This is a genomic window from Bacteroides muris (ex Afrizal et al. 2022) (assembly GCF_004793475.1).
Taxonomy (GTDB): domain Bacteria; phylum Bacteroidota; class Bacteroidia; order Bacteroidales; family Bacteroidaceae; genus Bacteroides; species Bacteroides muris.
Genome location: NZ_SRYZ01000003.1, coordinates 64710 through 78708 on the forward strand (window position 1 = coordinate 64710; position 13999 = coordinate 78708).

General features: G+C 47.2%; 4 protein-coding genes and 1 pseudogene. 1 reads left to right on the forward strand and 4 read right to left on the reverse strand.

The annotated features are described in order from the left end of the window. Positions 1-27: 27 nt before the first annotated feature. A pseudogene (locus tag E5355_RS02375) lies at positions 28-2742 on the forward strand (glycoside hydrolase family 2 TIM barrel-domain containing protein). A 227-nt stretch (positions 2743-2969) separates the two neighbouring features. On the opposite strand, the gene E5355_RS02380 reads toward E5355_RS02375, so the two are convergent. The 4 genes from E5355_RS02380 to E5355_RS02395 form a co-directional block, all read right to left on the reverse strand. Continuing rightward, positions 2970-4058 (reverse strand): glycoside hydrolase family 43 protein, encoded by a 1089-nt coding sequence (locus E5355_RS02380; protein WP_210434510.1) that lies wholly within the window; start codon positions 4056-4058, stop codon positions 2970-2972. A 100-nt stretch (positions 4059-4158) separates the two neighbouring features. Then, positions 4159-6216, reverse strand: a complete 2058-nt coding sequence (locus E5355_RS02385) for a RagB/SusD family nutrient uptake outer membrane protein (protein WP_136009028.1) — start codon at positions 6214-6216, stop codon at positions 4159-4161. Between the two features lie 62 nt (positions 6217-6278). Next, complete coding sequence (locus tag E5355_RS02390; RefSeq protein ID WP_176467709.1) at positions 6279-9545, reverse strand: SusC/RagA family TonB-linked outer membrane protein; 3267 nt, start codon at positions 9543-9545, stop codon at positions 6279-6281. A gap of 258 nt (positions 9546-9803) precedes the next feature. Then, on the reverse strand, positions 9804-13946 hold the full coding sequence (locus E5355_RS02395; RefSeq protein ID WP_136009030.1) for a hybrid sensor histidine kinase/response regulator transcription factor: 4143 nt from the start codon (positions 13944-13946) through the stop codon (positions 9804-9806). Between the last annotated feature and the right edge of the window lie 53 nt (positions 13947-13999).

Sequence of the window (13999 nt, forward strand, 5' to 3'; positions counted from 1 at the left end):
TTTGTAGGTAACAATAAAAGAGATGTCATGATAAATTTTGAAAAAATCCTATTACTGTTGTGCATTTTCCTTTTCGGATACGCTGATGTACAAGGGAAAGCAACCGGATATACAGGCGGAAGCGCCTCCATCACTTATAAACCCAAGTTTTCCACTGCCGTTTTTTTTGAGTTGCCGAATTCCGGACGTGAGGTCTTCTCCATGAATCCTGCCTGGCGTTTCTATAAAGGAGACGTTGCAGAGGCTGAAACAGCGGACTTTGACGACAGCAGCTGGACAGTAGTTTCTTTGCCCAACGGCATTGAATATCTGCCCACGGAAGCCAGCGGCTGCGTTAATTATCAGGGAGAGGTATGGTATCGCAAGCATTTTACTCCGGCTGACACTTTAAAAGGGAAAAAGCTTTTCCTTCATTTTGAAGCTATTATGGGGAAAAGCAGGATATTTGTCAACGGGCAATTGATGACCGAACATTTCGGGGGATATTTGCCGATAGTGATTGACATGACTGAAGTCTTGAAATGGGGAGAAGATAATGTGATAGCCGTATGGGCAGATAACAGTAACAATCCGGCCTATCCTCTGGGAAAAGCGCAGGAAATGCTTGACTTTACTTATTTCGGGGCATCTATCGTGATTGCTGGCTGATAGCGCATAACCCAGTCTTCATTACCGACCCGAGCTTTGAGGATGAAATAGCCGGTGGAGGATTGTGCGTGGCTTATGATAAAGTATCGGAGGCTTCGGCCGAAGTATTGCTGAAAGCACAAGTACGGAATGATGGCCGTAAAGACTTTACGGGTATGGTGGAGTATGAACTGTTACGGCCGGACGGCAGGCAAGCAGTTTCGATGACGAATAAGATACAAGTACATGCAGGTAAGGCTGTTGTTTCGCATAATAAGATGTTTGTAGAAAATCCGTTGTTGTGGAGCCCGGAAAATCCGGTTTTATATAATCTGAACGTACGTATCAGTGACTGTGAAGGGAATGTAGTGGACGGATATTGCCGTCGTATCGGTATTCGTAGTGTGGAGTTTAAGGGCAAGGAAGGTTTTTGGTTGAATGGCAAGCCTTATGAAAGCCCGCTGATAGGTGCCAACCGCCATCAGGATTTTGCAGTGGTAGGTAATGCAGTTCCCAACAGTATCCATTGGCGTGATGCCAAGAAACTGCGTGATGCCGGAATGAAAGTAATTCGTAATGCTCATTGTCCTCAAGACCCGGCTTTCATGGATGCGTGCGACGAACTTGGCTTGTTTGTCATAGTCAATACTCCGGGCTGGCAGTTCTAGAATGATGCTCCCGAATTTGCACAACATGTATATCGTGACATTCGCAATTTGGTGCGTCGTGACCGTAATCATGCTTGTGTATGGTTATGGGAACCAGTCCTCAATGAGACTTGGTATCCGGAGGAGTTTGCCAAAAAGACCAGGGATATTGTAGCCCAAGAATACCCTTATCCATATTGTTATTCCGGTTGCGACCGTGAAGCACGCGGGCATGAACATTTTCCGGTATTATTTACCCACCCGTACTTCGACGGCAAGATGTGGCATGTTGAAAAAGCAGATTCTACCATCACTTATTTTACCCGCGAATGGGGCGACAATGTGGATGACTGGGGTTCTCATAACTCCCCCAGCCGTGTAGCGCGTAACTGGGGGGGAGCAACCTATGCTTGTACAGGCGCTGCATTATGCCAATCCCCATTATGTCTATACTTCTTACGACGCTCTGTGTCGTACTCCCCGTCAGCATATGGGAGGCTGCCTCTGGCATTCGTTCGACCATCAGCGTGGATATCATCCCGATCCGTTCTATGGTGGGCTGATGGACGTGTTCCGCCAACCTAAATATGCTTACTATATGTTCAAAGCACAACGCTCTCCAAAGAAGCAGGAACAGTTGTTCGAAACAGGGCCTATGGTATATATTGCTCATGAAATGACTCCATTTTCCGGTAAGGATGTAACTGTTTATTCTAACTGCGAGGAAGTGAGGCTTACTTTTCTGAGAAATGGAAAATCGTTTACTTATATCAAGCCTGCAATACCCCGAGGTATGCCTTCACCAATCATAACATTTCGTGATGTGTACGATTTTATGGAGGATAAGGCACTGGCCCGGGAACAGAAACAGTCCGAAGTTTGGTTGCGGGCCGAATGATTGATTGATGGAAAGGTCGTTGCTACACATGAAAGGTTTCCGGCGCGACGTCCGGAAAAGTTGTTGCTATGGGTAGATGACGAGAATGTGGCTTTGAAGGCTGACGCTTCTGACTTTGTAACTATAGTAGCTGCCGTAGCTGATGGGAATGGGACGATTAAAAGGCTGAATAATTATTATGTGAAATTTCATGTAGAAGGCGAGGGACGTATTTTGGGAAATGCGGGTGTGCTGGCTAATCCGGCTCCGATAAAGTGGGGAACTGCACCGGCACTGATACAGTCGACATTGAAGCCGGGTAAAATAAAAGTGTCGGCAAGTGTCTTGTTTGAAGGTTCGCAAATGCCGGTCAGTGCCGTATTGGAGCTGGAGAGTGTGGCGGCAGAACATCCGTTAGTATATTCAGAAAAAGAAGCGGCACTCATTCCAGCCTCTTCCACCACCGGATTGGAAGAAGGAACTGCCAAATCGGATGCAGAGTTGAAACAAGAACAATTACTGAAGAAGTTGAATGCAAAAAGGCTGAAAGAGGTAGAAAAGCAGCAAGAGGACTTCGGGGAAAAGAAATAACTTTCTTCTTGTTTAGAATAAAAAGCAGGAGTCTACTCTACAATCATGAACAATGCGTCAAAAGCACATGAGTACTTTCACAATGTTATAATATTAGATGCGGATTACGCATATTATGCGGATTTTACGGTATTGAATCCGCATAATATGCGTAATCCGCGCCTAAAAACAAGCGTTAAGAAGGGGTGACACAACCACTCCAGATTATCCAAATAAAAATCCTGATTTCACCTCGGTTTCCAATTGTTTTTCCACTCTATGACAGGTATTCCCGCTTTGTCAAATTCAACAGGTAGCCAAATATAGCGGGAATACATCAAGCTATCCGGTTTCCACACATCCGCCATGAAAATGAATTTGTCTTCTGATACAGGAAACACAAAAGTGCCTTGTCCGCCAAATGTCTTTTCAGCTCCCGGCCCGATAAACGGATGCGGATGTTGCGTCCACGGTCCCCAGATGGAAGGAGCCGAAAACATACGAGCTTCATTAGGATCCCAACCAGTACAGCCGGATGTTATCATCCAATAGATATTGTCGTGTTTAAAAATAGCCGGTGCTTCATTGTGACCGCCCGGAAAGAGACGGATATATTTTCCTGTGTAGCCTTGATAATCATCCGTCAGCTCGGCAATCTGCAAAGTAAGATTCTCTTCGGACGAATAGATATGATAAGCCTTTCCATCATCATCCGCAAACAAGGTCATATCGCGGGACATTTGTCCGTCCTTCAAGTCACGATGTACAAAAAGCCCTTTCTCGACTGCTTTTCTCCACTCCGGAGTCCACCATTCCTTATATTTATCCCAATCCCATTTCATATTTCTGTCCGACAGAGACATATTCATCGGAAATATTCCGGAATTAACACGCATGGAACGGACAAAGCGATAAGGCCCCGCAGGAGTATCGCTTACCGCCATACCAACACGGGCCGCTTCATACCCCCTACCCTTCAATTCAAGATGAAACCACAGAACAAATTTTCCGGTCTTCTTATTGTATATCACCTTAGGACGCTCCATAATACAACCTTTCCCTATCTCATTTTCCGCTTCGGGTGATACAGACAAGGCAACTCCCTCGTGCTTCCAGCTACATAAATCTGTGGATGAATAGCAATTCACCCCTACTTCGGTGATGAATCCTTTGGCCGGACGGTGCTCGCCAAACCAATAATATTTGCCACCGTAGGCCAATATCCCCCCACCGTGCGCATTGATATACTCGCCGTCAATGTCTTTCCAATTATTCTGAGCCTTGCCGACCGTTGCCAGCAAGACAAACAAACCCAATAAGATTAATACTCTTTTCATACTGATTCATATTATATAAATAGAGGACAGAACCGCTACTTATCCGTAGCAGATTCCATCCTCTTAAAAAGTCAAATACCTATTGAAAACGTTTTTCGCCTTATCTCTCTGCCGGCTGGTCTGCTGTAACAGGCCAGAACGGATTCTGATAAATCACTGAAGTTGAGGGATCGCCCGGCGTAGAGGCAGTAAGTTGCAACTGCTTCACCATGATGGGTTGCAAGTAGTGAGCCATCTTCCAGGTGCAGCCTTCATACCCTGGTTGAGCAGCATAGCGCTCGAACGGACGAAGGTATTCACTACGCTCCTTGGAGGAGACGTTCGAATTTTCAGAACCATCGCCAATCAAGGTTGACTTGCCGTCCTTTCCAATGTACCATTCCTCCATCGGCGTATTCCACAAGTGCATACCTTCGATATGGTATGGGTTCTCCATCAATTGGTCCATCGCACGCCAACGACGCAAGTCCATATAGCGGAGACCTTCGGCCATAAATTCGCAACGACGCTCGCGACGAATATTATAGAGGGTTTTGTCAACAAGCTTTCCGGCAGTATAAGCTCCCCAGTCGTTTTCTGCCTCCTTGCTCATATCTGTCAAGGCTATGGTCTTGTTGAAATCTTCGTCCACCCCTGCACGACGACGCAAAGCTTTCCAATAATTCTGTGCGGTAGCGTCCAAGTTTCCGTTCAACAGATAGCTCGCCTCCATATAGTTGAGTAAAGCCTCAGTAGCACGGAATACCACAGCTGCGGTATAACCACCACCATTGGCGTAATACTTACGATTGAACGAACCGCCTTTGCGAACCACATAACCGGTAACGTAACCACGTTCGCTATCACTGTTGGTAATGCCGGGATAAGGCTCTTCCATAAACACCTCCGTACCTTCGTTATTGTCAACCTCAAACAAGATGTTCTTCTGTCCGGGTTCTTTCAAAAATACACTGAGGCGGGGATCACGGTTCACACGGACATCACCTATCTCCTTGTCACCCATATAGTAGCCGTCTCCATCGGCATACGTTCCGTGCGTATAGACCGGTGTTCCATCCTGCATCAAGAAGTTCTGCACCAATCCACGAGTCAGGCCGATACGATAGTTACCACGGCAGGCAGCCGCATTGATGTTGTGTGTTTCAACACCACGGGCATATTGACGCCACATCAGTACTTCGGGTACATTGCTCAAATCCTCCTGCGCATACATATCGAGTATGGGGTTGGCAGGGTCGGTGGCCGATTGCGGCACAAGACCAGTGTTTTGGGTAAGTTGGTTCACATACTTGTCACCCACTTCCTTGGCAGCTTCGGCAGCCTTCTTCAAGAAGAACTCTATTTCCTTTTCTATGCTTCCCTCGGGATAAGCATATCCGCTGTGCAAGGCACTACCGGGCCATCCTTCACCACCGGGCACAAAAGCCGTACCTGCAAAGTTCTTCAGCCAAGATGCTTCAAACAGAGCCACACGACTCTTGATGAGCAGGGCCACATCACGGTTGATGCGGGTAGTCGCCTTATCCACGTCTTTCATAAATTCGGCAGCCCTTTCCAAATCTTCGATGATGAAGCGTGCCACTTCGTTTCGGGGCTGACGCTTGGAGGCTTCGACCAGTGATGCCGCCTCATCCACCAAAGGTTCGGTAATAATAGGAAAATCACCGAATAGTTGCAACTTCTTGAAATATTCATAAGCACGGAGGAAATACATTTCACCGATATAGTGTTTTACATCCGCCAGTGTACCGCCAATGGTATTCTGCGATCCGTCCATAGCCGTTCCGAACTTGGGCATCACCTGACTCAAAAAGAAGTTGGTACGATAGATGCGCTCAAACTTCCAATTGTTATCCTCCGAATGAAGCACTCTCCATTGGTCGGTGGTAAAACGGTCGTGTATGTAGTCGTCCGTCTGATTGTCCGTATCGTTGTCTGCGCCATAGATACCGTAGTCCCACTGACCGTAAGAGGGCAGGATATTGGGATATTCGTCATTCAAGTTGGCTTCCAGTTGAGCCGCCGATGTATAGTAAGTCTCAGGTGAAAGTTTTGACATAGGTTCGCGGTTCAGGAAATCCTCGCATGAGGTAGTTCCTCCAAGCAGTGCCATTGCCAAAGCGACTTGTGCAATATGCTGAATATATTTATGTCTCATAATTATGTCTATTATATATAAAAGGTTCTATTGTTGCAAAATATCATCTCGAATAATCTCCGTCAGAGAGTTACGCTCAGACCTACGGAAACGGTGCGCGACAAAGGATATACGTTACCGCCACGTCCACCGCTGATGGTTTCGGGGTCGAAAAGCTTAATCAGGCTGGTACCGGTCCAGAGGTTCTCGCCCGACACATATACACGCAGGTTCTGGAAACCGGCCTTGTTTACGATGCTACGCGGCAATGTGTAGCCCACTTGCAGGTTCTTCAAGCGAATGTACGAGGCATCTTGCAAGTAACGGCTCTGCGTTTCGTGGTTCTGTTTGCTGTCAAAACGGGGACGAGGATAGTAAGCATTAATATTGGCAGGAATCTGATGACCTTCCAGACCTACAGGCTCTTCACGGAAATAGTCTTGATGTTCCTTGAAGCCCATAGACCACCAGCTGCTATCTGTAGTACCCCAGAAGATGTCGGAGTTCTGGAAGTAGTCGCGCTTCATCACTCCCTGGAAGAGGGCGCGAATATCGAAACCTTTGTAAGCGGCATTCAAGTCGATACCGAACAAGAAACGAGGAGTATCATTGCCTATGACAGTCAAGTCGCCATGATCATCGAGTGTCTGTGCGCCGCGAGTAATACCGGGCTTTCCATCCAAGTCGGCATACATAATGTCACCCGCACCCCATTTTTTAGAACCAATCTGGTCTTGTCCGCCTACCTGTGCAATGTGTTTTTTCATCTCTTCTTCTGTCTTGGCAATGCCTACCGTCTGGAAGCCCCAGATTTCGCCAAGTTCGCGTCCGGCAATAAAGTTGCCATTACCGATGGCGTTGGTGGGGTTACCCGGATAACTTTCTACATACGTGCGGGCATCGGAAAGGTTGAACTTGACCCCATAATCCAAGCCAAAGTTCGTCTGGTCGCGCCAACCCAACGTAAGTTCCCAACCCACCGTCTTCAAGTCACAGTTGTTAGTCTTTGGAGTAGCGATACCCAATGTAGCCGGAAGCTCCGGTGCCGGACCTACCATATTGTCGGTAAAACGGGTATATACATCGAAAGTACCGGTAAGTCGGTTATTCAAAAATCCGAAGTCGATACCCACATTCCAAGTGCGTACGGTTTCCCAAGAGAGTGCCGTACTAATCAACTCGCCCACATAAGCTGCATTGGGGCGTACACCATTCTGCAACCATTTGCCACCGGCCATATTCAGTGTCATCAAACGATAAGTGGGATACCAGTCATTGGTGTTCATATTGCCCAGCTGACCATAGCTGGCACGAAGTTTCAACTGGTTGCATACATCTGCGAAATCTTCCCAGAAAGACTCTTGCGCAATGTTCCATCCCAAAGAGAAGGAGGGAGAAAACTGCCAGCGGTTTCCTTCGCGGAAACGTGAAGAACCGTCGTAGCGGAAGTTGGCTTCGGCCATATAGCGGCCTTGATAGTCGTAGTTCAAGCGACCGAAGAAACCGGCTGTAGCCCATTCGTTGCGGTAGCCTCCCAATTCATTGGCTTGTTCTTTTCCTCCACCGTCCAAACCGGAGATAAGGTCGAGTTCAGGCAAGTCTTCGGATTGCAAACCATATCCCTTGGCACTAAAGAAACGTTGGCGCATCTCTTCACTTTGGAAACCGACCATGACCTTGAAGTTGTGGTCATCATTCAGCGTAAGCGAATAATTTGAATAGATGTTCCAGTTGGCATAGTTCTCTTTCTTATAATCCTGATAGAGGCTGCTGGTGCCTTTTGTATCAATGATATTGCCGTTCACATCGTGATTGTAAACCGGAAGAGATATTTCGCGAGTGTCGCTATCAAGTGTACTATAGTTGAACTCCACGTGAGTCACCCAGTTCTTGATGGGCTCAAATATCAAAGCTGCCTGATGGTACAAACGGTCGCTTTGCCAATTACGGTCACCTCCCAAAGCCAACTGTCCGGGAATACCGCCACCATTGTTATCGAAGTAATAGCCGTTTTCATCATATACACTGAGGTTGGGCCATGTTTGGCGACCTATGTTCTCATACAAGCCCCCATCACCATTACTACCTGCGCTGAAAGCCGTCGGGCGAAGCATATCCTGACGGACAAAGCGCATACTGTAATTGAACTTCATCCAGGCGGTAAGTTCGGCGTTCACTTTGGCTGTGGCATTGAAACGCTTCATATTGTCAGTACCGTGACGGAGCAAACCACCCTGGTCCAAATAACCCAATGACGCATAATAACTTATTTTTTCGCTACCGCCGCTGATGCTTACATTATGTTCCTGCGAGAACACATTGTCTCGATAAATCTCAGAGAACCAGTCCGTATTGGCACAACTGGTGAGGTACGGGTCGCCTTCGGGCTTACCCCAAACCTTACCATCGGTTACGATACCACCCCTGTTTGTCTTGCCGGCAGCTTGCCAGTCAATCATCTTTTGCATCACATCCGGTGTAAAAATAGCTTGTGTATCAGCATTGCGAGCTGCCTCGTTGAAGAAGTTGGCAAACGTATAAGAGTCCATTTGTTCGGGCATATTGATAGGACTTCCCCAACGGAAACTGTTGTTGTAGTTTACGGTAGCCTTGCCGCTCTTGCCTTTTTTGGTGGTAATCAAAATGACACCGAAAGGCGCACGGCTACCATAGATAGAAGAAGCTGCGGCATCTTTCAATACGGAAACGCTCTCGATGTCCTGCGGATTCACCAAGTTCAAGTCGCCTTCCATACCGTCAATCAATACAAGCGGACTGCCACTTGATCCCTTACCGATGGTACCGTTACCACGGATGTTGATAGAAGCCGTCTTATCCAAAGCACCACTTGAGGAACTGATTTGCAAACCCGGCACCAAACCTTGCAAAGCTTGCGTGGCATTGGTCACCGGACGGGATTCAAGGTCTTTGGCAGTAGCCAACCCTACCGAACCGGTCAGGTTCACCTTCTTCTGCGTACCAAAACCTACTACCACCACTTCGTCCAGCACCTCGGTGTCTTCTTTCAAAGTAATGGCCATCGAAGTTTTCCCGGCCACAGGAATTTCCTGAGTGGCATAACCGATAAAACTGATAACCAATGTGGCATCCGAAGGAACATTCAGAGAGAAGTTACCGTCTATATCGGTAATAGTACCATTGGCAGTATTACCTTTCTCTACTACACTGGCACCGATGACCGGTCCCAGTACATCGTTAACCACACCTTTTACATGAACTGTTGAACTTTGGGCGTTCACGAACTGAACATTCAACAGGAGAATCATACAAACTGCCAAAGCGATAAACGCCTTCAGTCCGAATTCTTCAAAGAATCTCTGTCTTTTCATTGTATAAACTTTAAGATTAAACATTAAATTATTTGTCATTATCACACTATATCATGCTGTGAAAACCGCGACAAATATAAAAGTCTGTCCACCAACAGCACTCCAATCATAATTCTGTTTGGTCGAATTATAGTCTACAGAGCTATTTGAAACATAATTCTACCCTGAAAAACAGCACAACATATGCCTCGGGCACTAAACAGTACGGGGATGTTCCAAGTAACGGAATCCGACGGACAACAAGCGCGTTGACAATTCTCATTCAGTAAAACGTTCCAGATATTCGGTAGGCAACATGCCGAATTCTTTCTTAAAGCAGGAACTGAAATATTTAGGATCATTGAAGCCCACTGCATATGCCAAGTCTGAGATACGAACGACTCTGCCCTTCTCTTCCATAATGCGACAAGCAGCCTTCAAGCGGATATTGTTGATGAAAGCGGAAGTATTAAGCCCGGTAAGCGATTTAAGCTTCCTATATAAAGTAGACTTGCTGGTACCCATTTCATCCACAAACTGAAGCTGACCAAAATCGCAATCTTCCAGATGGCGGTTTACGCAATCAATGGCGCGCTGCATGAACTCCTCGTCCAGACTGGTATAGTTAAGGTCTTTTACCTCAAACGCCAACTGATTCTTGAAATCATGCGCCGCACGCTCCTTCGATTTCAGCAGATTACGGATGCGTGCATGCAGCACGGTCAGATTGAAAGGCTTGCTGATGAAGGCATCAGCCCCCACCTCGTAGGCTTCGGCGCGGTCTTCTTCCTTGTTTTTGGCCGTGAGCAACAGCACCGGTATGTGGCTGATTTCAAGTTTGTTCTTTACATACTTGCAAAGCTCTATGCCGTCCATCACAGGCATCATGACATCGGTCACAATCAAATCTACCTCTTCATTGTCGGCTATGGTAACGGCTTCCCGCCCATTTTCAGCAGTAATCACGTTGTAGTCGCGGCGAAGCAGGCGCACCATGAGCCGGAGCAACTCTTCATTATCCTCCACCACCAGAAGAGTGTGCTGCTTGGATTTTCCCGAAGCAGCGTCGGCATCTGCCTCCGCAGTAGCACCTTCCTCGTAGGTAATCATCTTTTGTACGGGAAGTACCGCCTCTTCGTCTATCTGTTCTTCTTTGAAATAGGAGCGGTCTATGGGCAACGTCACAATAAATTCGGAACCTCTGTTTTCTTCACTCTCCACACAGATGGTTCCACCGTGCAAATCGACCAAATCTTTTGTCAAAGAGAGACCGATTCCCGTCCCGATGGTGTTATGTTTGCGGTAATCCCCTTCATAGAATCGTCTGAACAAAGTTTTCTGTTTTTCCTTAGAAATACCGCATCCATCGTCTTTCACCCGCAACCGGACGAAGTCCTTGTCATCGGCATACGACAAGGTCACTTGTATATAGCCCCCTTCTTTATTGTACTTCGAGGCGTTGGAGAGCAGGTTGTACAGAATTTTGTCGAGCTTGTCCGTATCAAAGTAACCGGATATGGATTCCGGGTCGCAAAGCAGGGAGAAGTGTATCTTGCGCTTCTTGATAAGCGGTTTGAAGGATTCTGTCTCGTTCTTCACAAAAGCCGCCACATCGCCAGGCGATACACGCAGTTTCAAATTTCCAGTTTCGGCTTTGCGAAATTCCAGTATCTGCTGCAGCAAGCGAATCAACCGACGGATGTTGTTCGTCATCACCGTATAAAGTTCCTCTTGTCCCGGAACCTGCATTTTCAGCTCATCTACCGTGGCCGAAATGATGGTAAGCGGAGTGAGCAATTCGTGGGTGATATTGGTAAAGAACTGAAGTTTGGCATGATTCAGTTCATCGGATTTCGACTTTTCGAGCTGGCGCAACTGCAATTCGTTGCGCAGCATCATGCGGTTGTGGGCTGCCTGATAGATGAAGTAGGCAGTCACGCTTGCCAACAGCACGTAAATGACATAAGCCCACCACGTAGCCCAGAATGGCGGCAGCACCTCCACGCTCAGTTCCCGAATCTCGCCACTCCATACCCCGTTTTCACTGGTGGCTTTCAGGCGGAACCGGTAAGTGCCGCTTTTCAGATTATTATAATAGGCAAAGCGGCGACTCGCATCCACGTATTGCCAGTCATCGTCAAATCCTACAAGCTGATAGGCATATCGGTTCAGATTCGGGTTCTTATAGGTGAGCGAAGCAAACTCGATACTGAAATTATTGTATTCGTATGGCAATCTTATCTTCTCTGCAAACACGGGCAACGCAGAAGAAATGCACTTCCTTACATCAGGCTCCAAGGCAGCAAGCGAACGGTTGAATATTTTTATATCTGTAATAAGGTAGTGCACTCCTTCACCCGAATTTTTCAAGTTGGCGGGGGAAAAGCTGTTGCAGCCCTTATTCGTACCGAAAAACAATTCACCGTCTCGACGGCAAGCAGAGTGCGGCAGAAAGAAGTTGTCCAGCAATCCATCTGCCGTAGTATAAACACGCACTGCATACAAATCCTCATCAGCGGGAACATATAATTGCACCAATCCGGTGTTTGTCCCCATCCACAAATTGCCTTGTCCGTCCTCCTCGATAGAGGCAATCAGGTCGCCGGATATATTGTACCGGCGGTTCTTTTCGGCAAACAGCTTTTGTTTACGGTCATACAGATACAAGCCTCCTCCCTCGGATCCTGCCCACAGCCGTCCACTCTTGTCTACGTGCAGGCACAACACCGAGTTGACGGCCAAGCGTTTATTGTCGAAACTATAGTTGCTGAACTTCAGCGTTTCGGGTTGCTCCACATTGCCGGTAATGTGAATGATGCCACAGTTGGCAGTAGCTATCCAGATGCTGCCATCCGTATCTTCCACAATGTCCTTTATATGATACCAACCGACCGAACCGCCATTTTCAAAAGGCATTACTCCAAACTTATAATATCCGCCATCTGCAAGGCTCACGCCCATACCTCCACGGCATCCCACCCAGCAGTTCTTGCGGCTGTCTTCGTACAAAGCCGATACACAGAAAGAGAACAGGTATTCGGCATTGTCCTCGGTCAGTACTTTCACTTTTTCTCCTTTCTTATAGATAAGAAGTCCTCCATCATACGTGCCGAACCAAAGTTCTCCATTCGCACGCTGGATGACGGTGTTGACAGTAGGCACACTCTCCACTTCGGAGAATTCCGGAATACGGGTATAGAAGGTCAGTTTACCGGTTTCATAATCCTTGCGGGCCAGCCCATAGCTTCCCGTACCCAGCCACAGGTTCTTCTCCGCATCGGCAAAAACGGCACGGACTGCTGCCGTAGGAACACCCTCTCTAACCAAATCCAACAGATGGCTGTCAAACGGAGGAGTTTTCGTATCTACCATCAATATTCCCCCTCCGATGGATCCTAACCAGATATTATTGGAACGGTCGCGCAGCAATGAGTTTATTTCGTCGCAAGGCAGATGAAAGGATGAATTTCCGGGCTTATAATTAATGAAGCGCCCCGGCTTACTCCGTTCCATAATACTAAGACCGGAACGGGTGCCAATCCACAACGTACGGGTATGCACATCTTCCACGATGTCATACACGATATTGTCCGAAAGGCTTGTCTCATCTCCTGCCTTATAGCTATATTTCGTATAGGCAAGCTTTCTGAAGTCTTTGGGATTATTCAGCCGAAAGAGGCCGCAGTCCCATCCGCCTACCCAAATATCCTTCTTTGAATCTTGGTAAATAACATGAGCGGAGTTTCGTTCATTCAGCGCAGGATAAGCATAAAACCGGTTCTCCTCCGTGGAATAGCGAAAAAGCCCGTTCGACCAGGTTCCAATCCACAAGTCACCGTCCACATCCTCCATCAATGACTTGACGGACATTCTTTTGAGCACCCCACCCGTCAGTCGTTCATCATACAATATCAAGGAATCTTTATCCGAATCATAAAGGCACAATCCGCTATCCGTGCCCACCCACACTTCATTCTGTTTCGTAACCAGCAAGCAAGACACCAAGTTATTGGGAATGGAGGAGGCGACATATTGGCGTATCTCTCCCGTCTTCTTGTTGAGCTTGTTCAGTCCCTCCGGCGTTCCGGCCCACAAATTGCCGTCGTAATCATCGGCAAGACAATAAATATTATTATTGGTCAACAGTCCGGGTGCATACAGATTCGACTTATAGACAGTGACCTGGTAGCCGTCGTATTTGCAAAGCCCGTAACGGGTAGCCAGCCAGATAAATCCTTCCCTATCCTGATATATCTTCTGGACTTCATCGGTGGGCAGTCCGTCGAGTGTGGTCACTTGCTTGAACTTCAAGTCCAAGATTGCTTCCATGCCGGCAGCCGGCAATGCGCAAGGAAGCAACGCAAAGATAACAAGCAACAGATTTTTATTACGAAGCAAGAAAGATTTATATTGTTTTTTCATAATTATAAGATTTGTCTTTGTTGCAAAAATAGTCAGATTCTTTTAAAGCCACT